Origin of the sequence: Pseudomonas sp. NFACC42-2, from assembly GCF_900116055.1 — a bacterium.
Classification (GTDB): Bacteria; Pseudomonadota; Gammaproteobacteria; order Pseudomonadales; family Pseudomonadaceae; genus Aquipseudomonas; species Aquipseudomonas marginalis.
The window spans coordinates 205,017-231,128 of record NZ_FOZO01000005.1; the positions used below are offsets into that span (position 1 = coordinate 205,017).

The 26,112-nt window shown below is 59.4% G+C and carries 25 protein-coding genes; 14 read left to right on the forward strand and 11 right to left on the reverse strand.

All coding sequences use genetic code 11. The features are described from left to right. Positions 1-170 precede the first annotated feature (170 nt). Positions 171-1,289 (reverse strand): NADH:flavin oxidoreductase, encoded by a 1,119-nt coding sequence (locus BM416_RS13370; protein WP_092488368.1) that lies wholly within the window; start codon positions 1,287-1,289, stop codon positions 171-173. A gap of 102 nt (positions 1,290-1,391) precedes the next feature. Here BM416_RS13370 and BM416_RS13375 point away from each other — a divergent pair, with 102 nt between their 5' ends. Beyond that, entirely contained in the window at positions 1,392-1,775 is a 384-nt protein-coding gene (locus BM416_RS13375) for a winged helix-turn-helix transcriptional regulator (RefSeq protein WP_065939609.1), read from the forward strand. Between the two features lie 254 nt (positions 1,776-2,029). Beyond that, positions 2,030-3,457, forward strand: a complete 1,428-nt coding sequence (locus tag BM416_RS13380; protein WP_092488443.1) for an aldehyde dehydrogenase family protein — start codon at positions 2,030-2,032, stop codon at positions 3,455-3,457. A 221-nt stretch (positions 3,458-3,678) separates the two neighbouring features. Here the strand turns inward: BM416_RS13380 and BM416_RS13385 are convergent, their stop codons facing one another. Then, positions 3,679-4,287, reverse strand: a complete 609-nt coding sequence (locus BM416_RS13385; RefSeq protein ID WP_092488369.1) for a TetR/AcrR family transcriptional regulator — start codon at positions 4,285-4,287, stop codon at positions 3,679-3,681. A gap of 78 nt (positions 4,288-4,365) precedes the next feature. Here BM416_RS13385 and BM416_RS13390 point away from each other — a divergent pair, with 78 nt between their 5' ends. Continuing rightward, entirely contained in the window at positions 4,366-5,250 is an 885-nt protein-coding gene (locus BM416_RS13390) for an NAD(P)H-binding protein (RefSeq protein WP_092488370.1), read from the forward strand. A gap of 198 nt (positions 5,251-5,448) precedes the next feature. Here the strand turns inward: BM416_RS13390 and BM416_RS13395 are convergent, their stop codons facing one another. Continuing rightward, positions 5,449-6,366: a LysR substrate-binding domain-containing protein gene (locus tag BM416_RS13395; RefSeq protein WP_027603431.1), complete on the reverse strand. Its 918-nt coding sequence runs from the start codon at positions 6,364-6,366 to the stop codon at positions 5,449-5,451. A 187-nt stretch (positions 6,367-6,553) separates the two neighbouring features. Here BM416_RS13395 and BM416_RS13400 point away from each other — a divergent pair, with 187 nt between their 5' ends. From BM416_RS13400 to BM416_RS13430, 7 genes are all read left to right on the forward strand, one after another. Continuing rightward, positions 6,554-8,074, forward strand: a complete 1,521-nt coding sequence (locus tag BM416_RS13400; RefSeq protein ID WP_092488371.1) for an ABC transporter substrate-binding protein — start codon at positions 6,554-6,556, stop codon at positions 8,072-8,074. Between the two features lie 81 nt (positions 8,075-8,155). Continuing rightward, positions 8,156-9,073 (forward strand): ABC transporter permease, encoded by a 918-nt coding sequence (locus BM416_RS13405; RefSeq protein WP_027603429.1) that lies wholly within the window; start codon positions 8,156-8,158, stop codon positions 9,071-9,073. A gap of 9 nt (positions 9,074-9,082) precedes the next feature. Beyond that, on the forward strand, positions 9,083-9,985 hold the full coding sequence (locus BM416_RS13410) for an ABC transporter permease (protein ID WP_065926124.1): 903 nt from the start codon (positions 9,083-9,085) through the stop codon (positions 9,983-9,985). A gap of 32 nt (positions 9,986-10,017) precedes the next feature. Further along, positions 10,018-11,034, forward strand: a complete 1,017-nt coding sequence (locus tag BM416_RS13415; RefSeq protein ID WP_092488372.1) for an ABC transporter ATP-binding protein — start codon at positions 10,018-10,020, stop codon at positions 11,032-11,034. After that, on the forward strand, positions 11,031-12,020 hold the full coding sequence (locus BM416_RS13420; RefSeq protein ID WP_092488373.1) for an ABC transporter ATP-binding protein: 990 nt from the start codon (positions 11,031-11,033) through the stop codon (positions 12,018-12,020). The genes BM416_RS13415 and BM416_RS13420 overlap by 4 nt, the downstream gene beginning before the upstream one ends. Beyond that, complete coding sequence (locus BM416_RS13425) at positions 12,017-13,441, forward strand: M20 family metallopeptidase (RefSeq protein ID WP_092488374.1); 1,425 nt, start codon at positions 12,017-12,019, stop codon at positions 13,439-13,441. Before BM416_RS13420 ends, BM416_RS13425 begins: the two co-directional genes overlap by 4 nt. Beyond that, positions 13,438-14,592, forward strand: coding sequence for a M20 family metallopeptidase (locus tag BM416_RS13430; RefSeq protein ID WP_092488375.1), 1,155 nt, complete (start codon positions 13,438-13,440; stop codon positions 14,590-14,592). Before BM416_RS13425 ends, BM416_RS13430 begins: the two co-directional genes overlap by 4 nt. Before the next feature lie 34 nt (positions 14,593-14,626). Here the strand turns inward: BM416_RS13430 and BM416_RS13435 are convergent, their stop codons facing one another. The 3 genes from BM416_RS13435 to BM416_RS13445 all read right to left on the reverse strand — a co-directional run bounded on the left by BM416_RS13435 (position 14,627) and on the right by BM416_RS13445 (position 16,706). Then, a complete protein-coding gene (locus BM416_RS13435) occupies positions 14,627-15,049 on the reverse strand; it encodes a hypothetical protein (RefSeq protein ID WP_092488376.1) in 423 nt (140 codons plus the stop codon). A gap of 47 nt (positions 15,050-15,096) precedes the next feature. Beyond that, positions 15,097-15,561: a transketolase gene (locus tag BM416_RS13440; protein ID WP_092488377.1), complete on the reverse strand. Its 465-nt coding sequence runs from the start codon at positions 15,559-15,561 to the stop codon at positions 15,097-15,099. Between the two features lie 128 nt (positions 15,562-15,689). Next, the gene (locus BM416_RS13445; RefSeq protein WP_092488378.1) at positions 15,690-16,706 is read right to left on the reverse strand and encodes a 1-aminocyclopropane-1-carboxylate deaminase; all 1,017 of its coding nucleotides are present in this window, start codon (positions 16,704-16,706) and stop codon (positions 15,690-15,692) included. Between the two features lie 198 nt (positions 16,707-16,904). On the opposite strand from BM416_RS13445, the gene BM416_RS13450 reads away from it, so the two are divergent. Then, on the forward strand, positions 16,905-17,414 hold the full coding sequence (locus BM416_RS13450; protein ID WP_065926116.1) for an Lrp/AsnC family transcriptional regulator: 510 nt from the start codon (positions 16,905-16,907) through the stop codon (positions 17,412-17,414). A gap of 7 nt (positions 17,415-17,421) precedes the next feature. Here BM416_RS13450 and BM416_RS13455 read toward each other — a convergent pair whose 3' ends face one another. Further along, positions 17,422-18,402 carry an AraC family transcriptional regulator gene (locus tag BM416_RS13455; RefSeq protein ID WP_175539060.1) on the reverse strand — a complete coding sequence of 327 codons (981 nt, stop codon included), beginning with the start codon at positions 18,400-18,402 and terminating at the stop codon, positions 17,422-17,424. A 188-nt stretch (positions 18,403-18,590) separates the two neighbouring features. On the opposite strand from BM416_RS13455, the gene BM416_RS13460 reads away from it, so the two are divergent. Continuing rightward, positions 18,591-19,769, forward strand: a complete 1,179-nt coding sequence (locus tag BM416_RS13460) for an aldo/keto reductase (protein ID WP_092488379.1) — start codon at positions 18,591-18,593, stop codon at positions 19,767-19,769. A gap of 169 nt (positions 19,770-19,938) precedes the next feature. Then, the gene (locus BM416_RS13465; RefSeq protein ID WP_175539061.1) at positions 19,939-20,649 is read left to right on the forward strand and encodes a hypothetical protein; all 711 of its coding nucleotides are present in this window, start codon (positions 19,939-19,941) and stop codon (positions 20,647-20,649) included. A gap of 106 nt (positions 20,650-20,755) precedes the next feature. Here the strand turns inward: BM416_RS13465 and BM416_RS13470 are convergent, their stop codons facing one another. Then, positions 20,756-21,166 (reverse strand): winged helix-turn-helix transcriptional regulator, encoded by a 411-nt coding sequence (locus tag BM416_RS13470; RefSeq protein WP_092488380.1) that lies wholly within the window; start codon positions 21,164-21,166, stop codon positions 20,756-20,758. A gap of 88 nt (positions 21,167-21,254) precedes the next feature. Here BM416_RS13470 and BM416_RS13475 point away from each other — a divergent pair, with 88 nt between their 5' ends. Then, positions 21,255-22,103: an SDR family oxidoreductase gene (locus tag BM416_RS13475; RefSeq protein ID WP_092488381.1), complete on the forward strand. Its 849-nt coding sequence runs from the start codon at positions 21,255-21,257 to the stop codon at positions 22,101-22,103. Between the two features lie 165 nt (positions 22,104-22,268). Here BM416_RS13475 and BM416_RS13480 read toward each other — a convergent pair whose 3' ends face one another. The 3 genes from BM416_RS13480 to BM416_RS13490 form a co-directional block, all read right to left on the reverse strand. Next, a complete protein-coding gene (locus BM416_RS13480) occupies positions 22,269-24,467 on the reverse strand; it encodes a TonB-dependent receptor (RefSeq protein ID WP_092488382.1) in 2,199 nt (732 codons plus the stop codon). A 98-nt stretch (positions 24,468-24,565) separates the two neighbouring features. Further along, entirely contained in the window at positions 24,566-24,991 is a 426-nt protein-coding gene (locus BM416_RS13485) for a ParB N-terminal domain-containing protein (protein WP_065926104.1), read from the reverse strand. A 2-nt stretch (positions 24,992-24,993) separates the two neighbouring features. Then, positions 24,994-25,884, reverse strand: a complete 891-nt coding sequence (locus tag BM416_RS13490; protein WP_092488383.1) for an HpcH/HpaI aldolase/citrate lyase family protein — start codon at positions 25,882-25,884, stop codon at positions 24,994-24,996. Positions 25,885-26,112 lie beyond the last annotated feature (228 nt).

Below are 26,112 nucleotides of genomic sequence, written 5' to 3' on the forward strand. Positions count from 1 at the left end.
CCTGGTTTCAATCAGGCACTGAATCCCTACCAGGTATACTTGAACACCCCTTCCCATGACCGGTCGCCACCGCTTGCCAGATCGCTCGGCATCATCCGTGGCGACGCCGTATCACCCGGATTCCGGGCCTCTACGACTCGCACGTAGATGCCCGGAATCCGGTCTAAGGCTTAAACCAATTCGGCTAAAGAGGCCGGATTGAAGCCCTTCAGATCTGCGTAATCGCCTTTTTCCACTTTGGCGACCCAATCCTGGTCACTCAGCAGAACACGCCCTACTGCGATCAGATCAAACTCTTCGCGCTCCATTCGCTCGACAAGCCGATCCAGGCTCGCAGGGGTCGATCCCTTGCCGGCGAATGCATGAGTAACATCATTATCCAGCCCGACCGAACCGACGCTGATGGTCGTGGCGCCAGTGACTTTCTTCGCCCAGCCCGCGCAGTTCAGCCCGTTCTCACCATCAATTTCGGGGAACTCAGGGTCCCAGAAGCGTCGCTGCGAGCAATGCAGAACATCAACACCCGCTTCAACCAGCGGCAGCAGCCAGTCTTCCATCAGTGCAGGAGTCTCGGCGAGGCGCACCCCGAAGTCCTGCTGCTTCCATTGACTGACGCGCATGATGATGGGAAATTCGGGCCCGACCGCATGACGCACAGCAGACACGATCTCAGCGGCAAAACGGGAGCGCTCTTTGATCGTCGGTCCGCCATAACGATCGGTGCGCTGATTGGTGCCGGCCCAGAAGAACTGATCGATCAAATAACCATGCGCCCCATGGATCTCAACGGTGTCGAAACCCAGGCGCCTGGCATCCGCCGCCGCCTGGGCGAACGCAGCAACTGCGTCTGCAATATCCTCTTCGCTCATCGCCACACCGCGAGGGACGTTTGGCGAATCGAGGCCAGACGGGCTTTCAACCGGCGCATCAGGCTCCCAGCCGCTGACGTCACGCACTGCGCCGGTGTGCCAGAGTTGCGGCCCCATACGACCCCCGGCAGCGTGAACAGAATCGATCACGTTCTTCCATCCGGCCAGCGCTGCTGCACCGTGAAAAAAAGGAATACCGGGACCGTTACGTGAAGCGGGACGATTAATGACGGTGCCTTCTGACAAAATCAATCCGACCCGACCTTCAGCCCGCCGCCGGTAGTAGGCAGCGCTACCTTCACCAGGGATGCCCTCTGGGGAAAATTGCCTGGTCATCGGCGACATGACAATCCGGTTTTTCAGTTCAAGCGAGCGGATGGAAAGAGGACGAAATAAAACGCTGGTATCTGGGTTTGACATTGGATGGACTCCATTTGCTTTTGGAAACCATATAAGTATATTTTGTAAACTAAATGTCAATTAGGCACCTAGAATCGCCTAGGTATACGTGAGGAAACTTCGATGCTGGAATTAAAGCCGCAATGTTTTTCGTCGGAGTGCCCAAGCCGGGCGCTGTTCGACCAAATCGCAGACAAGTGGTCGATGATGGTTCTGGCGGTACTTGATGACGGGCCGCATCGCTTTAACGCCATCAAGCGTCGCCTCGAGGGCGTCACTCAGAAGGCCCTGACACAGTGCCTGCGGCGACTGGAACGAAATGGTCTTGTCTCGCGCCAGGTCATCTCGTTTTCGCCCGTGGCAGTCCAGTATGAGATCACCCAACTGGGTCGAACACTGCAGCAGCCATTTCGCGAATTGCATAAATGGACGCTCGACAAATTGCCTGAGGTTGAAACGGCCCGGTTGAAGTTTGACGAGGCCGCGCAGGTAAGCCCGGCGGAGTGAATGCCTTCGCAGGTTTGCCCGCGGTATCCCTGAACCTACCAACGCTACTTTAAGTGCCTAATTGACTCCAGGTTTATCGCATATACCTTGTAAGGGTCGCCAAAGATGGCCGCATTTCGATGCCTTATTGCGACCTTTGATCAACGCCTCTCTGCGACTCTCGACGATTGGCCAAGCGCCTTCGATATCGACGCGGCAGCGCTGATCCCAACGGCCTGACCTGTTTTGGAAAGCCCAATATGACGAGGACTAAAATGCGCGAAAATCTTCAGTTTTACATCGATGGTTCGTGGGTGGAGCCCGCTGGCAATATCGTAATGGATGTCATTAATCCGGCTGACGAAACGGTTGCCGGCCAGGTTGCGCTCGGCGGCCCCCTCGATGTCGATAAAGCGGTCGCAGCGGCAAGAGCCGCCTTCCAGACGTTCTCACAAATATCGGTTGAGGAGCGTCTTGCACTCTTTGATCGAATCATCGCGGCCTACCAGTTGCGCGCACAGGATCTTGCGATAGCAGTGTCCGACGAAATGGGCGCACCGCTATGGCTTGCCGAGCAATTGCAAGTCACGGCCGGCCTGGCCCACATTCAAATCGCTCGCGCCGCGTTAGCCAAATACAGTTTCGAACACGAGATGGGCACCACTGAGATCGTACGCGAGCCGATTGGCGTTTGTGCGTTGATCACGCCATGGAATTGGCCGCTCAACCAGTTGACCTGCAAGGTGGCCGCAGCGTTGGCGACAGGCTGCACGATGGTGGTGAAGCCTTCTGAAGTGTCGCCTTTCTCGGCGACGATCTTTACCGAGATCATGCATGATGCCGGTGTACCAGCCGGTGTTTTTAATCTGGTACATGGAGACGGCAAAGGTGTTGGCGACGCACTGACGGGCCATCCTGAAGTCGATCTCGTCTCGTTTACTGGATCCACCCCCGCCGGCATCCAGGTAGCGCGCAATGCGGCACTGACGGTTAAACGCGTACACCAGGAACTGGGCGGAAAGTCGCCGAACATCCTTTTGCCGAGCGCTGACTTTCCGTCAGCCGTGGCGGCGGGCGTGGCTCAAATGATGCTCAACAGCGGTCAATCATGTAATGCGCCGTCACGGATGCTTGTTCCATTTACACGAATGGATGAGGTAGCCGATCTCGCGCGCACGGCGGCAGCGCAGTGGGTTGTCGGACACCCGGCAAGTAACGCGAAAATGGGCCCGGTCGCCTCCGAGGCACAGTGGCGCAAGATCCAGAACCTGATCCAGGTCGGCATCGAAGAAGGTGCAACGCTGATAACAGGTGGTCTCGGCCGACCCGAAGGGCTCGACACCGGTTTCTATGTGCAGCCGACCATCTTCTGCAACGTGACGAATGACATGACTATCGCCCGCGAGGAGATCTTCGGCCCGGTGCTTGTCATCATCGGTTATGCCGATGAAGCCGACGCCGTGGCGATCGCCAATGACACCGTATTCGGCCTTGCCGCTTATGTTCAGGGCGAACATGCAGCCGCCGAGGCAGTGGCGCGTAAACTTCGGGCCGGACAAGTCACGCTCAATTATGCCGACATGGATTTGGCGGCCCCGTTCGGGGGATACAAGCAGTCGGGTAACGGTCGTGAATGGGGAGAAGTTGCGTTCGGCGATTTTCTCGAAACCAAAGCGATCGTTGGCTTTCGCCGGGCGGTGTGACATGCCTGCTGCCGGCCATGCGGCCATGGGCAGAGTAACCGTCAAACACCAACCAACCATGCCAGGACATTCGGTTACGCTTTATAAATCGGCACCTATGGCTTAGATGACGTAGCGGTATGATCACGTACCGCTACTCACCGTTATTGAGCACGGGGCAGACTTATCAGATGCCCAGGCGCTACTGCGGAAAAGATACCCCTACCATCGAGGTTACTCACTCATATCGTCTCAATACCCGAACTATCTTGGCTCTCAGGCCATGCCGACATCGCGACATCAATGAGGCCGCCAAGTACCTGGTTAGTCGCCCCGACTGAAGGCAGATTTACCACAGCCTGCAGTATTCCGAAGTAATACCAAGCCAGTAGATCCAAATCGACATGCTGCCCTATCTCACCCTCCAACCGGCCATGAGTCAAAATATCCACAAAAATCTGTCGCTGCTGACAAGCCGCAAAATTCGCGGTTTTCTTTCCTGTGGCAGTGAGGTCTTCTTGCTCAGCGTTACTGCGAGATATCAGGCAACCAGGCGGACGCTCCACGCCAAATGCCTTCGGAAGAAACTCTCGTAGCAGCGCTTCTATGCTCGCCCTGGAGGTCTGTGCCCGGGTCGATCTCATTCGCGTTAATACACGGTCGGTATATAGCTGAAGCGACTCGTTGAAGAGCCCATCCTTATCATGGAACCGCTGGTACAGGCTTGATCGAGACAACCCCGTTGCTTCAGTCAGATCGCTGACCGATGCGTTTGCGTACCCATGCCGCCAGAAAACAGCCGTCGCCGCCTTCAGGACTGCACTTTCGTCATATTGCGGTTTACCGCTCATAAATCCTCCGTTGACAACATGGAACGATCAGACCAGGATACTTGGACTGATCGTTCCACCATATAGGAAGATTTCATCATGCTCAATCAATCGACCAATCGGACGCAACCACTGAGCATCGCCGTTGCCGGCGCGACGGGCCGCGTAGGCAGGCGATTGATCAGTCAGTTAGCGCAAGACCCAGTCACCCTACTGGCGCTCACACGGCAAAAATCATCCACCGCTTTTGCCCCAGGGGTGGTCGCTGCCGAGTTGGATTTTGATCAGCCGGCAACGCTCAGAAAAGCACTTGCCGGTGTCGAGAAGCTGTTCATTGCTCACGGCACTTCACCCCAACAAGTCGCCAACGAGATTGCCCTTATTGACGCTGCCGTAGAAATGGGCGTGCAGCACATCGTAAAGCTTTCGGTTATGGGACCATCGACCCCTATCAATCCATTTGCCTGGCATTCATTGATAGAAGCCCACCTGGGTCAACAACCTATCGCCTCTACCGTATTGAGACCTACCACGTTCATGGATGTGCTCAAGCGTACTGGCAACGCTGTTGCAACGGGCACTTGGGCCGGCGCCGCAGGCAATGGACGTGTAAATCTTATAGACACTCGAGATGTAGCGGACTCGGCGCGCATAGCATTACTGGAGGAAGTAGCAGAAGGCTCACAACGTGCGTATCACCTGACTGGGCCGCGAAACTGGACAATGCCGCAAGTTGCCGAGGAATTATCCAGTCTGTTAGGCCACACAGTCGCCTATACCCATCGGTCTCCAGCCGCACAGCATTCAGCGTTAGTTGCCGATGGACTCTCCCCGTTTGTAGCCGAGATTCTCGTGGGGCTTGATCGCATCTTCCATGATTCCATACTGACAGAACGAACCTTTACGGTTGAAGACCTCACGGGTACCCCACCCCGTTCGCTGTCCGCATGGCTCCGTGAAAACCTTGAGGCCTTCAAGAAATAGGAACTACCGAGCATTAGAACTCGATAACAGACGCACACCTTTTAAATCTCAAACTAGAGGTTGCTGTTCATGAGAGCATTCAAACATCCGGAAGCCAGGGAGTTCATCCTTGAGCGTGTTCTCTATGCGTTAAGCATCAGTCAGCACAGAAAAACTCGCTGATCTTCCAAGGTGGAAGATGGGAGTAACCTCATCTTTTCAAAGCCGCTTCGCCTTCGCCAGCTCAGCGATCAGAAAATCCCTGAACGCCGAAACCGCCGCCGGTAGATTACGCCCAGCCATGCTTTGCAGTTCGATGCGCCGCGCCTGCATGCCTTCATCAAGGATCGGCAAGCATTGCAACTGCTTGTCCGCCACCTGTTGGTGCAAGGTCATTTCGCTGGCCAGGCTGATGCCTCCCTCTTCACGGACGAAACTGTAGAGCGCGGCAACGTAATTGGTGGTCAATACCGGGTCGAACAACAACCCCTGGACGCCGCAACAGATGTCGAAGAGTTGCCGTATCGTAGTGTCGGCCTTGGGTAACGCAATGGGCCAGGGTTGCAACTCGGCGAGGTTGACAGACTCACGCCCGGCCAAGGGATGGGCATTGGAGACCACGGCAAAAATCGCCCCGCTCAGGACATGTTCGACCTTGATTTCCTTTTGCGGCGTCAGGCTGAACGTCATCGCCAGGTCGGCTTCACCGGAGCGAACCTTCTCGGTCGCTTCAGCGGGTGCACAGACCTCCAACGTAAAATGAATGCCCTGATACTCACGCCTGAACGCGCTGATGCTCCTGGGCATGTATTCCAGGGCAAATCCTTCCGAACAGGCAACATGCACATGACCGCGCTGCAAGCCGTGCAACTCGGTAATTTCCAGCACCACCTGCTCGGCCTCAAGCTGCGACTTGCGCGCATAAGCCGCCAGTCGCGCCCCCGCCTCGCTGAGCACCATGCCGCGGGCACGACGCTCAAACAGGCTGGCATCCAGGGCCAACTCAAGCTTGGAAATTTGCCGGCTCACCGCTGATGCCGCCACATTCAGCCGCATTGAGGCCTCGCTGATCGATCCGCATCGGGCGACTTCAAGAAAATAGCGCAGTGCCGTGGACTGCACGCCATACAGCTGCATCGGAGCCCCCAAGGATTGCCTTTTCGGCAAAGGAAGTATCGAAATATTGTGCTTGCGGCATTGATAGCCCTTCCCTACATTCGTGTCCAGACCAAAAAAAACAGCGCCCGACCTTTTCCTCCTCCTTCTACGCATTTGCGATTCGCTGCCCTTTGATTCAACCACTCTCGCCAACGGAGACGACGGCATGGGCATCAAAGGTTTCGCCTGCAGTATCGCGCTGATGGGCCTTATCAGCAGCTTTCCGGCGCATGCCGGCAAAGCCAACGACACCCTGGTTTACGCTTCCGACAGCGAGCCTGAAAACATCAGCCCCTATCACAACGATTTACGCGAAGGCGTGATTCTCGGCCGGCTGATCTGGGACAACCTGATCTACCGCGACCCCAAAAGCGGCGAATACAAACCCATGCTGGCCACCAGCTGGAAGCAGGTCGACGACACCACCCTCGACTTTGAGCTGCGCAAGGGCGTCAAATTTCACAACGGCGACGCCTTCACCGCCGACGACGTGGTGTTCACCCTCAACTACGTGGTGTCGCCCGAAGCGAAAGTCGTTACCGTGCAAAACGTAGACTGGATCAAGGGCGCCGAAAAAACCGGTGACTACAGCGTCCGCCTGTATTTGAAGAAGCCTTTCCCGCCGGCACTGGAATACCTGTCCAACGCCGTTCCGATGTTTCCCAAGCAGTACTTCGAGAAGGTCGGCCTGGCCGAATTCAGTCGCAAGCCCATTGGCACCGGGCCGTATAAAGCCGTGTCGGTGGTGGCCGGCGAAGGCGTGACCATGGAGATCAACAAGGACTACTTCCCGGACAGCCCACAAGGCAAGCCCCATATCAGCCACCTCAAGTTCCGCGTGATCCCGGATGCAGAAACCCGTCTGGCCGAGTTGATGACCGACGGTGTCGACTGGACCTGGCGTGTGACCTCGGATCAGGCGTTCGACCTCAAGGGTATGCCGAACCTGACCGTGACCAGTGGCGAAACCATGCGCATCGGTTTCCTGATTCTTGATGCACGGGGCACCTCCACTGAAAACTCACCGATGAAGAACCTCAAGGTGCGCCAGGCCATCAACCATGCGATCAACCGCAATGCGCTGGCCACGCAATTGGTGGGGGGCGAAGCCAAGCCCTTGCAGGTTGCCTGTTATCCCGGCCAGTTCGGTTGCGATACCACCGCGGCCACGGTCTACGACTATGACCCCGCCAAGGCCAAGGCGCTGCTCGCCGAAGCCGGTTACCCAAATGGCTTCGAGACAGAAATCTTCGCTTATCGCGACCGTGATTACGTCGAAGCCATCATCGGCAACCTGCGCGCGGTGGGCATCAACGCCAAGCTGCGCTACTTGAAGTACGCCGCCCTGCGCGATCAGCAACGTGGCGGCAAGGTGCCCATGTCGTTTCAGGCCTGGGGCTCGTTCTCGATCCTCGACACCTCGGCGTCGGCCGGTACCTGGTTCAAGGGCAATCCGGACGACAATATCAAGGACCCACAAGTCCAGGGCTGGTTGCAGACCGCCGACAATGCCCTCGACCCGCAAGTGCGCAAGGACAACTACCGCAAGGCCTTGCAGCGCATCAGCGAGCAGGCCTACTGGGCGCCGCTGTTCAACTACTCGATGAACTACGCCTACACCTCGGAACTCGCGTTCACACCGTACCCGGATGAGCTGCCGCGTTTCGTCGAGTCCACGTGGAAGTAATACGTAACCGGGCGCACGGACTCTCGTGCGCCACGGACACGTCCTCACACTTGTCATCCATTGGATATGAGGAAACTTGCCATGCTTGGATTCCTTCTGCGCCGCCTGGGCATCGCCATTTGCGTTGCCATTACCGTGTCGGTGATCAGCTTTTCTCTTTTGCACCTGTCCGGCGACCTCGCCACTGCCATTGGCGGACCGGAAGCCACCAGCGAACAGATCGAACAGATACGCGTGCAGTACGGCTTGAACAAACCGCTGCCGACCCAGTACTTCAACTGGCTGGGCGATTTGCTGCGGCTGGACCTGGGCAACTCGTTTTTCTTTCAGGAATCGGTCTACAACCTCGTCGCCAGCCGCTTGCCGATTACCCTGGGGCTGGGTGCCATGGCGCTGGGGATCGCCTTGCTGGTGGCCATTCCACTGGGCGTGCTGGCCGCAGTCAAACGCGACACCTGGGTTGACCGGCTGGCCTTGAGCATCGCGGTGCTGGGTCAGGCAATGCCAAGTTTCTGGTTTGCGCTGATGCTGATCGTGGTGTTCGCGGTGACGCTCAAGTGGCTGCCGGTGTCCGGCAACGCGACCCTGCTGCACTTCGTCATGCCGGCCATTGCCCTGGGCTACTACGCGACGCCGGCAATCATGCGCCTGACCCGCGCCGGCATGCTTGATGTGCTCAGTTCCGATTACATCCGCACCGCCCGCGCCAAGGGCCTGCGCCCTGCCCGCGTGCTGTTCAAGCATGCACTGCGCAACGCGCTGATTCCGGTCGTCGCGCTGGCGGCGGTGGAGTTCGGCTTCATGCTCGGCGGCTCGGTGGTGATCGAAACCGTGTTCTCCCTGCAGGGCATCGGGCAACTTGCCTGGGACGCCATCGCCCGTGACGACTTTCCGGTGGTACAGGCCGTGGTCCTGTTGATTGCGGTGATCTACATCATCCTCACGTTGCTGGCCGATGTGCTCAACGCACTGCTCGACCCGCGTATTCGCGTGCGCTAGGAGGCCTACATGAGCACCCCCACTACTCTCGCGATCAATGACTACCTGCCACCACCGAGCAGCCTGAGCCGAGTGCTTGGCAAGAGCTTGCGGCATCGGGGTTTCGCCATCGGCGCGGTGTTGTTGCTGATTATCTTCGCAGGTGCACTGTTCGCGCCGTGGCTGGCACCTTACGACCCTTATGCGCAAGACGTGATGCTGCGCATGAAACCACCGGTATGGATGGCCAACGGCACCTGGGAATACGTGCTCGGCACCGACAAGCTGGGCCGTGACTACCTGTCGAGGCTGCTCTACGGCGCACGTATTTCGCTGTTCATCGGCATTGCAGCGGCGCTGATTTCCGGCTTCATCGGCACGCTCATGGGGCTGTTGGCGGGCTACTACGGCGGCAAGGTCGATGGGTTTATCAGCTACCTGATCACCACCCGGCTGGCGATGCCGGTGGTGATGGTCGCGCTGGCCTCGGCCTCGTTGATGGGCGGCTCACTGAAAGTGGTGATCGTGCTGCTCGGCTGCCTGTTATGGGATCGCTTCGCGGTGGTGGTCAGGGCCTCGGTGCAACAGATTCGCGATGCTGAATATGTGGCGTCGGCCCAGGCGCTCGGCTGCTCGACCCTGCGCATTCTGGTGAGTGAAATCCTGCCCAATCTGGTCGGCGCACTGATCGTCGTCGCGACGCTGGAAATGGCCCACGCGATCCTGCTGGAGTCAGCCCTCTCGTTCCTCGGGGTTGGCGTGCAGCCACCGACGCCGTCCTGGGGCCTGATGATCGCGGAAGGCAAACCCTACATGTTCTTTTCCCCGTGGGTCATCGCCATTCCCGGCGTCGCCCTGATGATTCTGGTGCTGGGCATCAACCTCGTCGGCGATGGCCTGCGCGATCTGATCCTGCCCGACGGCCGTAACTGATAGACCGCCGTAACTGATAGAGGGAACCGAACATGGCACTACTCCATGTAGAAAACCTGCGCGTGGACATCCCCATGGGCAACAGCCCGACGCCGGATGACATGCTGCATGCCGTACGCGGCCTGAGTTTTGAAGTCGAGCGCGGTGAAATGCTGTGCATCGTCGGGGAATCCGGCTGCGGCAAATCCCTGACCTCGCTGGCGTTGATGGACCTGTTGCCACGCAAGGCAAAACGCACCGCGTCCCGGCTGACGCTGGACGGCATCGACATGCTCGGCCAGAGCGAGCGGCGCATGTGCGACCTGCGCGGCAACCGCCTGGCGATGATCTTCCAGGAGCCGATGACCTCGCTGAACCCGGCCTACAGCATTGGCGATCAACTCAGCGAGGTACTGACCCAGCATCGCAAGGTCTCACGCAAGGAGGCCCTGGGGCGCGCCGCGCAGATGCTGGAGAAGGTCGGGATCAGCAATGCCACCGAGCGCTTGCGCCAGTATCCGCATCAACTTTCCGGCGGGCTGCGCCAGCGGGTGATCATCGCCATGGCGTTGATGTGCGAACCGGACCTGATCATCGCTGATGAGCCCACCACGGCCCTGGACGTGACCATTCAAGCGCAGATCCTGCGCTTGATCCGCGACATCCAGAAAGAACTCGGCCTGGCGGTGATCTTCATCACCCACGACCTTGGGCTGGTGGCACGGATCGCCGACCGGGTCGCCGTGATGTATGCCGGGGAAATCGTCGAAACCGCCCCTGCCCTGCAACTGTTCGAGAACCCGCAGCATCCGTACACCCGGGGTCTGCTGGCGAGTATTCCAATCCCTGGCCGGACCAAACCGGGTGAGGCGCTGGGTTCGATTCCAGGCCTGGTGCCGAGTCTGGTCGGCGAACAGCAAGGGTGTGCGTTCCGCAATCGTTGCGGTCAGGCGATCCCGGCCTGCGCGCAAAACATCCCCGAAGTCGAACAGGACGGGCACATGGCGCGCTGCCTGTTCGCCGCCCCGGCCCCGGCACCGATTCGCCTTCAGGAGCGTGCAAGGTCATGAAAAAAGACATCGCTTTGGAGCTGTGTGACATCCGCCGTGAGTTTCGGATCAACCAGGGCTTTTTCAAACCCGCCGCCACCCTGAAGGCCGTGGATGGTGTTTCCCTGCGCCTGATGCGTGGCGAGACCCTCGGTCTGGTGGGCGAATCCGGTTGCGGCAAAAGTACCCTGGCCAAGATGCTGCTCGGTCTGTTGCCGCCCACCAGCGGCGACGTGTTGGTCAATGGCAAACACCTGGCGGCGACTGATCGCAAGGAAATGTCCCGGCATATCCAGCCGATTTTCCAGGACCCGTATTCCTCGCTGAATCCACGCAAGACCCTGCGCGAAATCGTTACCCTGCCGCTGATCGTGCATGCCATCGGCAGCACCGCCGAGCGCCGCAGGAAGACCGAAGCGATGCTTGATGTGGTCGGCCTGCCCAAGCGGGTGATCGACAGCTACCCGAGCCAGCTGTCCGGCGGACAACGCCAGCGGGTGGCGATTGCCCGGGCGCTGATCATGCGCCCTGACGTGTTGATCTGCGACGAGCCCACCTCAGCGCTGGATGTGTCGGTGCAGGCGCAGATTCTCAACCTGCTGCAGGACCTCAAGCGCGAATTCGGCCTGACCTATCTGCTGATCAGCCATAACCTGGCGGTCATCGAACACCTCGCCGACCGGGTCGCCGTGATGTACCTGGGGCGCATCGTCGAAGAACGCACGCGCGAATCGTTGTTCGCTCAACCCGGTCACCCATATACCCGCGCCTTGCTGGATTCGGTGCTCACGCCCGATCCGCGCCTGGGCATTCCCGAGATCGGCCTGCACGGCACCTTCCCCAACCCCATGTCACCGCCGTCCGGCTGCGCCTTCCACCCGCGCTGCCCGAGCTGCTTCGCCCCCTGCAAAACGGCCTACCCGGCCAATGGTCCGCTTATCGGCGGCAACGTGCGTTGCCACCTTCACGACACTTCTGCCCAAACACTGGAGCTTGTCCACTCATGAGTCGTTCACTGGCTATCAGCAACACCACAGCACAATTCGACAACGGCGAGTTTTTCAATCTGCTCCAACGCAGCGTCGCCTTGCACACCGAAAGCCAGGCAGCGGACAGCCAGCCCGAGCTGTATCGCTACCTCAATGAGTTCATCACCCCGCATGTCGAGGCGATGGGTTTCAGCGTCAAGATCTATGACAACCCGGTGGCCGAGCGCGGCCCCTTCATGATCGCCACGCGCATTGAACACCCGGACCTGCCGACCGTGCTCAGCTACGGCCACGGTGATGTGGTGCGCGGCTATGAGGCGCAATGGCGCGAAGGCCTGTCGCCGTGGCACGTCATTGCCGAAGGCGATCGCTGGTACGGCCGCGGCACGGCGGATAACAAAGGCCAGCACCTGATCAACCTGACCGCCCTGGAACAAACGCTCAAGGCGCGCGATGGCCAGCTGGGTTTCAACGTCAAGCTGCTGCTGGAAATGGGCGAAGAAGAAGGCTCGCCGGGCTTGAACGCATTCTGTGCCGCCCACAGCAAAGAGCTTGCGGCGGATATTTTCATCGCCTCGGACGGCCCGCGCCTGGCGGCATCACGCCCGACGATTTTTCTCGGCTCGCGCGGGGTCTTCAACTTCGAGCTGGTGGTCAACTTACGTGAAGGCGCCCATCACTCCGGCAACTGGGGCGGGTTGCTGGCCAATCCCGGCATTATCCTGGCCAATGCCATCGCGAGCATGGTCGATGAACACGGTCGGGTGAAAGTGGCGGGCCTGATGCCCGAGACACTGCCGGAGCCGGTTCGGCAGGCGCTGGCCGATATTGCCGTGGGTGGCGGACCGGGCGATCCGGACATCGACGCCAACTGGGGTAACCCGCAGCTCTCGCTGAGCGAAAAGGTGTTCGGCTGGAACACCCTCGACGTCATCGCCTTCAAGACCGGCAACCCAGACGCCCCGGTGCATGCGATTCCCGGCAAGGCTAACGCCCACTGCCATATCCGCTTCGTGGTCGACAGCGACTACACGACCTTTATCCCGGCGGTACGTACCCACCTGGATGCGCATGGCTTCAGCAATGTCGAGGTCAAGCAAAGCCGCATCGATGTGATGCATGCCACTCGGCTGGACCCGCGGAGCCCTTGGGTCGATTGGGCGCTCGGCTCCCTGGCACAGACCACCGGCAAAAAACCTGCGCTGCTGCCAAACCTCGGTGGTTCGCTGCCCAACGACGTGTTCGCGGACGTGCTCGGCCTGCCGACATTGTGGGTGCCGCACTCGTACCCGGCCTGTTCACAACATGCGCCGAACGAGCACTTGCTGGCGCCGGTGGTCAAGGAAAGCCTGCAAATCATGGCCGGGCTGTTCTGGGACCTGGGCAACGACGCGGCACGCCTGACCCGGGAACATCAGTTACGGGAGCAGGCGCAATGAGCGCCACGCCACAACAGGCCCTGGACTGGCTTGCCGACCAGCGCCCAGCCATGGAAGCGCTGCTGCGGCGGATCGTCGACACCGACTCCAACAGCTATGACAAGGCGGGTGTCGACGCGGTGGGCGCGCTGCTCGCGGCAGAACTGGAGGCCGACGGCATCCTGCTCAAGCGCATACCGGCCGAGGGTTTTGGTGACGTGCTGTTCGCCGAAGTGCCAGGCGATCCTGGAAAGCCGGTGTTGCTGCTGGGCCATCGCGACACGGTCTTCCCCAAGGGCACCACCACGACTCGCGGCTACAGCCGCGACGCCAACCTCGCCTACGGCCCCGGCGTCGCCGACATGAAAGGCGGCCTGGTGCTCAATTGCTTCGCGCTCAAAGCACTCAAGCGCGCCGGCCGGTTACCCTATCCGGTGCAGGTCCTGTACACCGGCGACGAAGAAATCGGCTCCGGCAGCGCCAGGCCCCATATCGAAAACGCCGCCCGTGCCGCCCGCGCCGTGCTCAACACCGAACCTGGCCGGGCCAGCGGCAACGTGGTCAGCGCACGCAAAGGCGGGGCCACGCTGATCATCGAAGTCAGCGGCCGCGCGGCGCATGCCGGGGTCAACCATGCCGACGGGGCCAGCGCCATCGAGGCCCTGGCACGCAAGATCGTCAAGCTGCATGCCTTGACCGATTACCCGGCCGGCATCACCACTAACGTTGGGCTGATATCCGGTGGTACGTCGAGCAACACCGTCGCGCCCAGCGCCTGTGCGCGGCTGGACGTGCGCTTCATCGAACTCAAGCACTGGGATCGGATCTTCAGCGCAATCCAGGCCATCGTCGCCGAAGAAGAACTGATCGGCACCCGCGCCGTCCTCAAGGAAGCGACGACCTTTCTACCGATGGAAGCACGCCACAGCGAACGACTGCTGCACCTCTACCAACAAAAAGCACTGGCATTGGGTTTCAGCGTCGAAGGCGAATTCACCGGCGGTTGCGCCGACTCCGGCTTTACCGCCAGCCTGGGCGTTCCAACCCTGTGCGGGCTCGGCCCGGTGGGTGGCAAGGTCCACACCGATCGTGAATACCTGGAGCTGGACACCCTGGTACCTCGCGCCCTGGCCCTGGTGGCGACCATTCTGGCGGTCGGCGACAGCGTTTGAGGTCATGGTTTTCTACGTGTGGTCTCCGACAGGTTCACAGGCAGCTCCTGGCACTGTCGGGTATCGTTTCAAGGTGACGGGAATGGCTCACTCGGGCGAAGTTTTTGACCTGTTCTACTGCTGCAATCACCGAACATTCGGCCGACACGTCTGGCGCTATGGAGTAGAGGCATCGCTTACCCATGGAAAGGCTATGCAATACACGCTCATCCAGTTCACCGAGCACGACAAAAGAACAGTCACTCCTGGCCACTTGCACATCAACGCGCTTGCCAGGCACGGTGTCCACCGCATCGACATGGAGCAGCGCAATATTGTCAAAACAGCTGAACCCTTGATGAATCAAGTCAATATGAGCGCTATCAAGTCCGCACACGATGACCACGATGCGCGTGCAACTTGATGGCTCGCGCATCCACTTCATGGCGTTGGGACGACAATCGACAGCTTGGCTCATAAGCGATGCCTTTATGGTTCCAACCGGCGAATGGACCAGGTCATTGGTTAAATGACGCCGCGTGCCTGCAACACGCTTTTCGCCAGGCTTCGGGTCGCCGCTAACACCGCCTCCACCTGTTGATCCATCTGTGCAGTGGAGGAGGCTACGTCTCCAAGCTCGACCACGCGCAACGGATGACCAAAGACGGACCCCAGCCACGTCATGCCGGAATCCGTGCCAGTTTCGACATCCAGTAAAAAGCTGCCGTGGGAGACGCCGCGCAACAGTTGGCTGGCATGGCACGCGTAGGCCCCGTCGGACGGCTCCGGACTGGACCCGACCTGCAGCCAATCGAGCCTCAACGCCTCGGACTGTTTGATGGCTAGATAAGCCACCTGGTCCCATTCATCTATCGCCACATGCAGCTTGTCGATCATGTACGGGGGCAACGCGGCGCTGGTAACGATCACCACTCCGGCATCCGCCGAAGGCTCCTTGATCCAGACTGCGGATTGCGTTATCGCATGCATGGCGGTACTCCCGGCGGTTGGATAGGAGCAACGTGCTCCGGGTGACGATTCGACGATGGGATCGTGACATTCAATATTGATGCCGACTCACCCATCGCGTCGTGAGCTCCCTGGTTTTTTGGCGTTAATCAGCCGTTGCGAAACAGGAAGCTGTAGGCATTCAGCGCAGGCGCCCCACCCAAGTGCGCATACAGCACTTTGGAGCCTTCGGGGAACTCACCACGGCGGACCATTTCAATCATCCCGTGCATGGATTTGCCCTCGTACACCGGATCGGTCAGCACGCCTTCCAGGCTCCCGCACAAACGAATGGCTTCCAGCGTGCCTTCGTTGGGCAAACCGTATTCCGGGTAGGCAAAACGTGTATCGAGCACCACGTCGTCTTCGGTGATCTCACGGCCCAGTTCCACCAACTCTGCGGTGTGCCGGGCGATACGCAGGATCTGCGCCTTGGTTTGCTCCGGCTTGGCCGAGGCATCAATGCCGATAACGTTCCTCGAGCGGCCGTCCGCGGCGAAACCGACGACCATGCCGGCCTGGGTACTGCCGGTTACAGAGCAGACCACGATGTAGTCGAACGTGAACCCCAGTTGTTTTTCCTGCGCTCGCACTTCCTCGGCAAAGCCGACGAACCCAAGGCCGCCGTAGGGGTGTTCGGAACAACCCGCCGGTATCGGGAACGGCTTGCCACCCCGCGCCACCACATCGTCCATGGCCTTCTCCCAGCTGGGCCGGATGCCGATATCGAACCCGGCGGCGTCCAGTCGTACCTCGGCGCCCATGATGCGCGACATTTCGATATTGCCAACGCGGTCATACACCGCATCGGAGTAGTTCACCCAGTTTTCCTGCACCAGCACGCACTTCATGCCCAGGTGAGCGGCAACGGCGGCCACCTGGCGGGTCTGGTTCGACTGGATACCGCCGATGGAAACCAAGGTATCGCAGCCTTGCTCGAGCGCTTCGGGAATCAAATATTCGAGCTTGCGCGTTTTGTTCCCGCCGAAGGCCAGGCCACTGTTGCAGTCTTCACGCTTGGCATACAGCTCGACCTTGCCACCCAGGTGTTCACTGAGGCGCTTCAAGGGCGTGATGGGAGAAGGACCGAAGGTCAACGGATAACGTTTAAAACGATTCAGGTTCATGACGCTGCTCCTTGATTACTGGACATCAAAGCGCCAGACCGAAAGGCAAAGGTTGCCTTCCAGGTTCTTTCAGGCGGGCTTCGATGAGTTCAATATTAAGAAGATTTCCAAAAAGATGTGTTGCAAACTTCTAGCGCTTAAAGAACTATAATTTCTCGCTATAAATATCGAACATACTTTAATTGCGAATAAATAGTCATGAACGCAATAAACACTCGCAAGAAGCCAAGCGTATCAGCCCCGGTGCCGCAGCCGCTGGATCGAACCGACCGCGCCATTCTCAAGGCCCTGCAACGAGATGCTTCCATCTCCAATGTGGCGCTGGCAGAGAAGGTGAAATTGAGTGCACCGGCGTGCCTCAGGCGCGTCGAGCGGCTCAAGCAAGTCGGCCTGATCAAAGGCATAGTCGCGCTGCTCGACAATGTCGCGCTGGATGCGGGGATGGTGGTGTTGATCGGCGTGGTGCTGGACCGCTCCACACCGGAATCCTTCGCCGCATTCGAGGCAGCCGCACAAAAAGTGTCCGGCTGCATGGAGTGCCATGTGGTGACGGGGGAGTTCGACTACTTCATGTTGATACGAACCAAGGACAGCAACAGTTTCAACCGGCTCCACGCGGAACAGTTGCTTTACCTGCCTGGGGTTCGCCAGATTCGATCGTTCATGGGCTTGCGTCAGGTCTTGTCGACCACCCACATTCCCCTTTGAAGCGTCGCTAGTCGAGCAGTCCGCCCTGCTCCCGTACGTGCTTGATGTCTCTCGAGGGCGGGGCTCCGAAACGCCGGGCATATTCACGGCTGAATTGAGCGACACTTTCATAGCCGACGCGCAACGCGGCGGTGTTCACGTCAACCCGATCGGTCAACATCAGGCTGCGTGCGGCTTGCAGCCGTAACGCCTTTTGATACTGAACAGGGCTGGTGCCTGTCAGCTTGCGAAAACTGTGATGCAGCGTAGAACTGGCCATTCCTGATCGTTCGGCGAGATCGGCCACGTGCAGCGGTTTGTCGTAGTGATGTTTCAGCCATTCAATGGCTCTCACGATGCCCTTGTCTCGGTAACCGTCGCGGGTGACGCTGCGTAACCACTGCCCTGCACCACTTAACAACAGCCGAACGCATATTTCCCGCTTGATCAGATCCGACATCAAGCCTGCTTCAAGCGGCCGTTCGATCAGCGTAGCGAGTCGAGCGAATGCATCGAGCATCTCACTCGACGCCGCACCGGATACGAAGCCCCGCGCTTGAGTAGCCATTTCCTGCGTGGGGGGGGCCAAGGTCTGGATCACCTCGTTGAGCATGGAAAGGTTGAGCTTCAACACCACGGATAAATAGGGGGTTGCCTCGCTGGCGGCGGTAACGCGGGCCAGTGTGGGGATGTCGACCGACGTGACGAAGAACGCCCCCGGCCCGAACTCACAGGCCTCCTCGCCGAACGTGATCTCCTTCGCCCCCTGCAGAATGATGGCCACGCAAGGCTCATAAATGCAGTAAGTGGGCGTACCCAGCTCAGCCATTCGATAAAAGGCCAGACCTGGAATCGATGTTTTGCAGACCTCGTTCAAACCAATCTGCCGGGTGACTTTTTCGATCAGCCGCCTGAGTGCCTGGAGACGCTCGTTGGGCTGTATGGGATCGCGCAACGTCAGAGAATGCAGGTGGCCGGAACCGAACTGCGAGAAGGAACCGCTCGTCATCACATGCGCCCCTGTTTACGGAATGTTCGAGTCTGCTGAGAGTGCGTGACCAACACAAGCGCATCGGCAGGATTGTGCAAAAAATATGGCGTATTAGGGTCACCCGGCCAACCCTCGCTGTTCTAACTTCCAGTACGAATACCGGCTTCGATGATCCCGTGAAACCTCGGTCGCGAAAGGAAAGTAGGATGGACAGACGAGATTTTCTTACTTACTCGGCAGTGGGTACTGTTGCAGCCGCCTTGCTGCCAGCATCGAGTGTCGCAAGTTCGGCAGCCCCAGCGCCCTCTTTGCTGACAGAGCGCGGGAGCGTGATGCGTACTGAAGGCCGGCCAGTGCGCACTGACCTGCCCTCCAATTCGCCCTCGCCTACCCTGCGATACATGACGCCTCAACGCTTTGGCATGGGCGGGACACAGATTGGCAATATCTTTGCACCGCTCAGCGACGAGCAGGCCGGCCTGGTTCTACAGGCCGCCTGGGACGCGGGTGTAAGGCTTTACGACACGTCGCCGTTCTACGGGTTTGGTTTGAGTGAATATCGGGTAGGCCGCTTTCTGCACGGCAAAAATCCGAACGACTATGTGGTCTCCACCAAGGTAGGACGGGTTTTGACTGCTGCGGGTGGCCCGCGCGCGGACCATGCCATCTGGAAGTCACCCGCGCCCTTCAACTACCGGTATGACTACACCGCGGCAGGTGCGCGTCGTTCCGTGGAAGACAGCCTGCAGCGGCTGGGGCTGCCGCGTATCGATATCGTGTTTATCCATGACATCTCGCCCGATAACACCGAACTGGAAGGCGGTTGGGAAGCGGCGTATCGCATTGCGCGCACAGGGGCGATGGTTGAGCTTGAAAAGATGCGTGATGAGGGCCTCATCAAGGCATGGGGCTTCGGCGTCAATACGCCGAATGCTGTGGTCCAGGCAATGGCCGGTGATGACCCGACTCCCGACATCGTGTTGCTTGCCTGCCAGTATTCGCTCCTTGAGCACAGCGATGCGTTACGCAACACCTTTCCGGCATTGAGCAGGAAGGGCACCAGCGTTGTGGTTGGAACACCACTGAACGATGGATTCCTGGGAGGACGCAGCCGATACAACTTCAGTTTGGATCTGCCTGCCGGAGCGGTGGAAAAGCGCGCGCGAATCATGGCGGTTGCCAAACGACATGGCATCGACATTCATACTGCCGCCCTGCAGTTCGCGGCAGCACATCCGCAAGTGTCAGCGATCATTCCGGGTGCCCGTACGCCGGGGCAGATCGTTTCCAATGTGCAGGCGATGAAGGTCGGTATCCCAGCAGCCTTTTGGGAGGAGCTCAAGAGCCGGAACCTGATCGATGCCCAAGCACCGGTCCCTTCCTGAGCAGGGTCTACGCCCGTGCAACCTGCTGATGTGGCGCTGGGCCTCATCAACCCGACACTTATCCTCCTGGTTGCAGCAACGCTGCGGGTAGCAGCCGCTTGACCAGCCTATTCCAGTAAACAAACTGCGCACGCGTCCAACTAAAAACACTCGCCCAAGGCCGTAATAAATGAAGATACGCACGTCTTTCATGATTTTAGGCGGCCTGCTTGCGCTGTCCGGCAGTGGCTACTTACTCGCCGACACACTCGCGCTGAGCGTTCCATTGCCGGCTCCACTCCCACAGCTAAAAGTGCTGACACTCCTTATAGGTATACACCTGCTCGGCATGTGCTTCGGTCTCGGTGGGGCGACGATGCTGGACCTCTGGATCTTGCGTTGGATGCGCCGGGGCAGCCTCCCGGTTGAAATCGGACGCACCTTTCACTTCATCAGCGACGCGGTCACTATTGGACTCTGCCTCCTGTGGCTTTCAGGCCTTGGTTTCCTTGCCCTTTACGCGATGGAGTCGCCGGAAAAGTTTGAAAACCCCAAACTCTGGGCGAAAGTCATTGTGGTGATCGTCCTGACCTTCAACGGAATAATCATCCACGCGCTTGTGCTGCCAGAAGCCCTACGCGACCTGAGTCGCCCCCTTCTCTTTGGCGTGTCCCGCAAAAGAGCGGCCTTGTTTCTCGCCTCCGGTGCAGTTTCGGGTGTGTCTTGGTACACGGCTTTTGCCTTCGGCATTTTTCGTGAGTTAAACAACAGTGTCACCTTCACCCTGCTGGTCATCATGTGGCTTACGCTGGTAGTCGCCGCCTCTCTCGCCGCAATGCTGCTCTGGTTAAACTCTGCCGCGGGAACCAGAAAACCTCCGTCGCTCAGTCATCCGACGTGAAGATAAAGACCCGCTTGGGCATTGCGCGTAACTGCAACGCTTGCCGACCACGGCAAAGCGGCCAGGTCTTCCTCACGCATAGCCTTACCTGTAGCTCGCAAGGCCGTTATGAAATCTGTCGAGAACGTTGTTCATCCAAAATCCTTGGCAGATTGCCTTCGATCCAGTCAACCAGGCCTTCGACATGGCGGGCTACTTCAGTTCCCATAGGGGTAAGGCTGTACTCAACGTGGGGTGGCACGACCGGATAGGATTTGCGCAGGACGAAACCATCGAGTTCCAAAAACTGGAGGGTCTGCGCAAGCATCTTTTCGCTGACGCCTCCAATCTTGCGACGCAGATCGCTGAAGCGATGCGTACCCGCGAGCAAGGCCACCAATACTAATACTCCCCAGCGGCTGCTGACGTGCTGGAGCACGACCCTCGAGGGACAATCCGGGTCGAATAATTCACCGCTGCGCAGTCGGTCGGCCACTGTTGCGGGACGGGTTGCTCCAGAGGACTCGGAATCCGGCATGCTTACTTACCTTTAGGTACGTACTTACGAAAAGTTAGTTAAGACCCTACTCTGCCTGCTCTATCACTTTTTGTAAAAGGAACCCCTCATGATCGCCGTCACCGGAGCCACCGGCCAACTTGGCCGCCTCGTTGTCCAGCAACTCAAGCAAAAAGTACCCGCGTCCAACCTGGTCGCGCTGGTGCGCAGCCCTGACAAGGCGAGTGATCTAGGCGTGGAGGCACGTGTTGCCGACTATGACAATCCGCAAACCCTGGTCGCGGCGCTCAGCGGAGTCGACACGCTTCTACTCATTTCCTCAAGCGAAATAGGTAAGCGACTCTCACAGCATCGAAATGTCATCAACGCAGCAAAGCAGGCTGGTGTGGGTCGCGTCGTTTATACCAGTGTACTGCACGCGGATACCTCTTCATTGAACCTCGCCGAGGAGCATCGGCAAACGGAAGCCGAGCTCACAGCATCGGGGTTGGCATTCACGATATTGCGTCATGGTTGGTATACCGAGAACTACACCGGCTCTATCGCTGGTGCGTTATCGGCCGGTGAATTTATCGGCAGCGCAGGTGATGGAAAGATTGCCGCGGCGACACGGGAAGATTTCGCCCAGGCCGCTGCCGTCGTGCTCACCCGCGACGATCAAGAGGGGAAGGTCTACGAGTTGGCGGGTGACAGCGCCTGGACGTTATCGGAACTCGCAGCCGAGGTTTCTCGGCAAACGGGCAGGAACATTCCCTACAAGAACTTGCCTGAAACTGACTACGCCTCTGCGTTAATCAATTTCGGCCTCCCGGAGCCACTCGCACAGGCCCTGGCGGGCTACGATGTCAACGCATCCCAAGGCGCACTTTTCGATGATAGCCATCAGCTTTCGACGCTGATCGGCAGGGCCACGACTTCACTTTCAGCAGCAGTGGCAATCGCGCTCAAAGGGCAATGATCGCAGGACACCGTGATGCCGCCGAGCAGCCACGCCAACAAAGAGCGCAAGGGCTGTAAACCCCTGCGCACCGTTGAGCAATGGCGAATTCGGGTCAGTGAAGATCGGGTGGCCAGCCAGGCTTAAGCTTATTGCTGGTGCATGATTGCTCCATACCGGCGCCCGTCAAAAATCGACGGTCGCCGATAGTTGCAAGGTACGCGGATACCCCGGGGAAAACGCACCATAAGAGGCCACGCCGGACCAGTACTCACGGTCGAACACGTTCTGTACCGTGGCGCGGAATGTCGTCGGCCGCCCTTCTATCTTGGTGGCGTAACGCGCACCGGCGTCAATGCGGGTCCAGGCGTCGAGTTCCTGGGTGTTGGCCTGGTTGACGTATTGGCTGTCGGTGTAGATCGCACCACCCGTGAGGGTGAAACCTTCCAGCCAGGGGGTGTCGTATTCCGCCCACAGGTTGGCCTGGATATCGGGCACGCCGACCGGCTTGTTGCCTTGGTTAGCGGCAGTCGCCGACTTGGTCAGCTCGCCATCGAGGAAGGTCACCCCCCCCATCAAACGGGTGCCGGTGGCCACTTCGCCGAACACGCTGAGTTCCAGGCCACGGTTGCGCTGTTCGGCCTGCACCGAATACACGCCATTGGCGCCCAGTTCGCCGGCAGGTTTCTCGATCTGGAACAACGCCAGCGTGGTCATGAAGGTGCCGTGTTCATACTTCACCCCCAGTTCGTGCTGCTTGGACTCATACGGCGCAAAGGTTTCCCCGGCATTGCTCGCCGTGCCCGGTGCCGCATCGCCTTTGCTCAGCCCTTCGACGTAGTTGTAGTAGAGGGAGACGTCCTCCCAGGGCTTGACCACCACCCCCAGCAACGGCGTGGTGGCGTTGGCGCTGTAACGCGAGCTGACGGAGCCGGCGGCATTGTAGTTACGCGACTCGATAAACTGCCGGCGTACGCCCAGGCTCAGTTGGAGACGGTCATCCAGCATCCCCAAGGTGTCGGTCAACGCCACGCCGGACAGCTCCGACTCGGAGATTCGCAGCACCTTGGGCGTGTTGATGTATTGCTTGGGCGTGTCCACCGGGTGGTAGATATTGGAGAGGATTGTGGTGCCGTTGTTGATGCCCCGCGATAGCTCATCCTGGTAACGGGTCGCCATCAGCGTGGTGGTATGGGTTACCGGGCCGGTGGCGAAGAGCCCGCGCATCCCCACATCGGCGGTAGAACGGTCGACGTTGAATTTGTAATAGCCCGGGACGTTGCTGGTGTCGCCCGCGTCATTGAGGATGCGCGGCACCTGGTCGGACATGCGTTTCACATCCGACCTGCCGCCCCCTGCATGGGCGAACACGGTGAGGTTGTCGCTCAGATCATATTCACCGCCGAGCAATGCGGACTGTTCCTTGGTATCCGACCAACCCCACTTTTGCGGCAGGCTGGTACGGCCATTGGGGGCGGATGGCACGTCAACGCCCGGCGCGATGGTGAACGGGCGTGAGGCACCGTCGAAGCTTTCTTTCTGGCTGATGTAGTCCAGGTTCAGGCGCAGCCGCTCGCCACGATAATCCAGGGCAATCGCACCGATCCCTACGTCGCGATGCTGGTCGTTCACCGCCGTGTCGCCGCCCTGCAGGCTGCCGTTAAAGCGCACGCCGAACTGGTTTTCCTCACCAAAACGCCGACTGATATCCAGGTGCCCGCCCGCCTGGGAGTCTGACGCGTAGCTGCCGGTAAACCGGGTCAGGTCTTCCTCCAGCGGCCGTTTGGGAACGATGTTGATGACCCCACCCACGCCACTGTTGGGCGAGATGCCATACATCAAGGCACCCGGCCCCTTGAGCACTTCGATACGCTCGGCGTACTCGGTAAAGGCCCGGTAATTGGGCGCTACGCCATACACGCCGTCGTAGGCCAGCTCACCCAGGTTGCCTTCGCCGATGGCAAAACCGCGAATGAAAAACGAATCGACGATACCGCCGGTCTGGCCGGTCGAGCGCACCGACGGGTCGCGTTCCAGGGCATCGGCAACGGTGACGGTTTGCAGGTCGGCGAGGGTTTTGGCGGTGTAGCTGGTGACGCTGAACGGCGTGTCCATCACGTCTTTGTTGCCCATCATGCCCAGCCGCGCGCCGCGCGCCACCTGCCCACCGGGGAGAACCTCGGGCAGCGCCGTCGGGCCGTTGTAGCGGCCGTCGATCGTGGTGGTGTCGAGGGTCAGGCTGGGCGTGCTGTCATCCGTGGCGGCAGGCGTTGGTGTCTCAGCCCAGGCATTGGCGCCCGCTGCGACCATGACGAAATTCAACAGGGCGGTTCGAATAGCGAGGGTTAACGCGCGTTCACCGCAAGGCCGACTGGCAACAGGCATGACGAGAGGATCCTTTCAACGAGAGAAAATGGGAATCACTCCTAATGCCAGTCGACGTGCGAAAAAGTATCACCCACCCACCTGTTTTTTTGCACGGCTCACTCGTACAGGCGATCCAGCGGGATCGCGATGACCGGTAGCGCCGGATCAAACACATGCCGTGTGGTCTTGTACGGAAAGATCTCGCCGCGAGCGATGGTGTTGAAAATCCGCGCGACCTCGAACGCGTGCCCCGTGTGCCAGTGCCGTACGCACACCCGTGGGTCCGCGTAGTCGAGCTGGATGCACGGCACCCGACACAGACCCAACTGCAACGCGGCATTCAGGCGATGGTTACCGTCCATCACGATGCCTTGCGAGCGCTCGACAATGATCGGTTCCAGCCAATGCCCTGCGCGGATAATCGAGTCGCATAGCCACTGCACATTCGCCGGGTCCACCTGTTCCGATTGCAGCACTTCGCACACCGGTCGCAGCGCAATCTGATAGGTCTGCGCAATGGCCCCTTCCTGTCCGGGCAGCATGTTCAGCAAGCTCCGGTCTTGGCGACCGCTGCGTGTCGGCGGGCCATGTCCAACAGGCGTTGCGCCTGTTCGATCAGCGGCAGGTCGACCATTTCGCCGTCAACTTGCACCGCATGGCTGCCCCCGGCCACGGCACTCATCACCCGACCCGCCCAGGCCAATTGCTGCGCATCGGGTAGAAATGCGCGCTGCACCGTCGCCAACTGCGCGGGATGGATGCACAGCTTGGCCCCGAACCCGAGGGAGCGAGCGTAGAGCGAGTCCTGGGCGACCACCGCCAGGTCGTTGATCGCCGGCGTGACTCCGTCGATCGGTGCCGGCAAACCCGCAGTGCGAGAGGCCAGCACGATGCGGTTGCGTGCGTACACAAACGCCTCAGGCACCTGGCCGCAATTGATATCCAGGGAAAAATCCAGCGAGCCAAAGGCCAGGCGTGCCAGGCCGGGAACCGCAGCAATCGCCTCCACCTGCTGCAAGCCTTTGGCCGTCTCGATGATCGCGACAATGTGCAATTGGGGTTGCCACGCCAGCAACTGCTCGACCACCCGCGCCAACGCTTGCGGCGCCTCGGCCTTGGGCAGGAATACCCCGGTGCAACGCTCGGGGTAACGCATGTCGCCCAACCACGTCAGGTCCTGGCGGAACAACGCGCTGCCGACGCTGTTGAGCCGGATAAACCGCCGGCACGCCACACTTGGCGCACTCTCCTGCCACGCCCAGATGGCAGCTCGAGCAGCGGCTTTGCTATCGGGATGAACCGCATCCTCAAGGTCCAGGATGATTGCATCCGCTCCGGCCTCAGCCGCTTTGGCAAAGCGCTCCGGACGGTTCCCCGGAACGAACAGGTAGCTGATGGGAAGCAGGGCAGTCGTGATCAGACGATCAGTGTTCATAGCAGTTCTCCTTGGCGTGCATCAGTCGTGGTTTTTGCAAAATTTTCAGGGGCCTCGGGGCGGCTGAATTGCGCCTCTGTCAGCGCCCTCGCCGATCAACGTTTAACCCCTTATTGATCAATGAATTAACAACGCTTTCAAACTTGAGACGAACGCCCGCAAGAGCGTGCAAATACACGTTCGCGCAACGCTGTTCGGCCGGGATCAATTAGAAATATTTGAAAACCT

Bases quoted from the DNA above. Each gene is read 5' to 3' on its own strand.
- BM416_RS13370 (WP_092488368.1), bottom strand. From the start codon at position 1,289: ATGTCAAACCCAGATACCAGCGTTTTATTTCGTCCTCTTTCCATCCGC.
- BM416_RS13375 (WP_065939609.1), top strand. From the start codon at position 1,392: ATGCTGGAATTAAAGCCGCAATGTTTTTCGTCGGAGTGCCCAAGCCGG.
- BM416_RS13380 (WP_092488443.1), top strand. From the start codon at position 2,030: ATGCGCGAAAATCTTCAGTTTTACATCGATGGTTCGTGGGTGGAGCCC.
- BM416_RS13385 (WP_092488369.1), bottom strand. From the start codon at position 4,287: ATGAGCGGTAAACCGCAATATGACGAAAGTGCAGTCCTGAAGGCGGCG.
- BM416_RS13390 (WP_092488370.1), top strand. From the start codon at position 4,366: ATGCTCAATCAATCGACCAATCGGACGCAACCACTGAGCATCGCCGTT.
- BM416_RS13395 (WP_027603431.1), bottom strand. From the start codon at position 6,366: ATGCAGCTGTATGGCGTGCAGTCCACGGCACTGCGCTATTTTCTTGAA.
- BM416_RS13400 (WP_092488371.1), top strand. From the start codon at position 6,554: ATGGGCATCAAAGGTTTCGCCTGCAGTATCGCGCTGATGGGCCTTATC.
- BM416_RS13405 (WP_027603429.1), top strand. From the start codon at position 8,156: ATGCTTGGATTCCTTCTGCGCCGCCTGGGCATCGCCATTTGCGTTGCC.
- BM416_RS13410 (WP_065926124.1), top strand. From the start codon at position 9,083: ATGAGCACCCCCACTACTCTCGCGATCAATGACTACCTGCCACCACCG.
- BM416_RS13415 (WP_092488372.1), top strand. From the start codon at position 10,018: ATGGCACTACTCCATGTAGAAAACCTGCGCGTGGACATCCCCATGGGC.
- BM416_RS13420 (WP_092488373.1), top strand. From the start codon at position 11,031: ATGAAAAAAGACATCGCTTTGGAGCTGTGTGACATCCGCCGTGAGTTT.
- BM416_RS13425 (WP_092488374.1), top strand. From the start codon at position 12,017: ATGAGTCGTTCACTGGCTATCAGCAACACCACAGCACAATTCGACAAC.
- BM416_RS13430 (WP_092488375.1), top strand. From the start codon at position 13,438: ATGAGCGCCACGCCACAACAGGCCCTGGACTGGCTTGCCGACCAGCGC.
- BM416_RS13435 (WP_092488376.1), bottom strand. From the start codon at position 15,049: ATGAGCCAAGCTGTCGATTGTCGTCCCAACGCCATGAAGTGGATGCGC.
- BM416_RS13440 (WP_092488377.1), bottom strand. From the start codon at position 15,561: ATGCATGCGATAACGCAATCCGCAGTCTGGATCAAGGAGCCTTCGGCG.
- BM416_RS13445 (WP_092488378.1), bottom strand. From the start codon at position 16,706: ATGAACCTGAATCGTTTTAAACGTTATCCGTTGACCTTCGGTCCTTCT.
- BM416_RS13450 (WP_065926116.1), top strand. From the start codon at position 16,905: ATGAACGCAATAAACACTCGCAAGAAGCCAAGCGTATCAGCCCCGGTG.
- BM416_RS13455 (WP_175539060.1), bottom strand. From the start codon at position 18,402: ATGACGAGCGGTTCCTTCTCGCAGTTCGGTTCCGGCCACCTGCATTCT.
- BM416_RS13460 (WP_092488379.1), top strand. From the start codon at position 18,591: ATGGACAGACGAGATTTTCTTACTTACTCGGCAGTGGGTACTGTTGCA.
- BM416_RS13465 (WP_175539061.1), top strand. From the start codon at position 19,939: ATGAAGATACGCACGTCTTTCATGATTTTAGGCGGCCTGCTTGCGCTG.
- BM416_RS13470 (WP_092488380.1), bottom strand. From the start codon at position 21,166: ATGCCGGATTCCGAGTCCTCTGGAGCAACCCGTCCCGCAACAGTGGCC.
- BM416_RS13475 (WP_092488381.1), top strand. From the start codon at position 21,255: ATGATCGCCGTCACCGGAGCCACCGGCCAACTTGGCCGCCTCGTTGTC.
- BM416_RS13480 (WP_092488382.1), bottom strand. From the start codon at position 24,467: ATGCCTGTTGCCAGTCGGCCTTGCGGTGAACGCGCGTTAACCCTCGCT.
- BM416_RS13485 (WP_065926104.1), bottom strand. From the start codon at position 24,991: ATGCTGCCCGGACAGGAAGGGGCCATTGCGCAGACCTATCAGATTGCG.
- BM416_RS13490 (WP_092488383.1), bottom strand. From the start codon at position 25,884: ATGAACACTGATCGTCTGATCACGACTGCCCTGCTTCCCATCAGCTAC.